Here is a 323-nt window from a genome sequence, read left to right on the forward strand (position 1 = left end):
CGGCGAGTGGCAGCGGACCCAGCCCTTCGCCCTGCCGCCGCACCTGCGCTGGCTGGCCGGGGGCCTGCCCGATCCCCGGCTGCTGCCTCCCTACGCCCGCGCGGACCACGACCTGCTGCATCTGCTGGCGCTGGCGGGCCACAACCGGGTGCGCGGCGGCGAGGAAACCTGGCTGCTGGAGGGCACCCATCCGCTGACCGAGCCCTTGCTCGCGCGGCTGCTGGGGAGCGGGCGGCTGCACTGGGGGGGCGGGCAGGCCCCGCTGGCCCCCGGCCCCGACCTGAGCACGGCCCTGAGCTGGGACCTCGACGCGGGCGGGGTGC

Annotated in this window: 1 protein-coding gene; it reads left to right on the top strand. The window is 78.3% G+C overall.

The genetic code is table 11. From position 1 onward, the window contains the following. On the top strand, positions 1–323 hold a 323-nt coding region (locus QOL99_RS17740; RefSeq protein ID WP_285525716.1), incomplete at both ends, for a hypothetical protein.

This window comes from Deinococcus rhizophilus, from assembly GCF_030271215.1.
Classification (GTDB): Bacteria; Deinococcota; Deinococci; order Deinococcales; family Deinococcaceae; genus Deinococcus; species Deinococcus rhizophilus.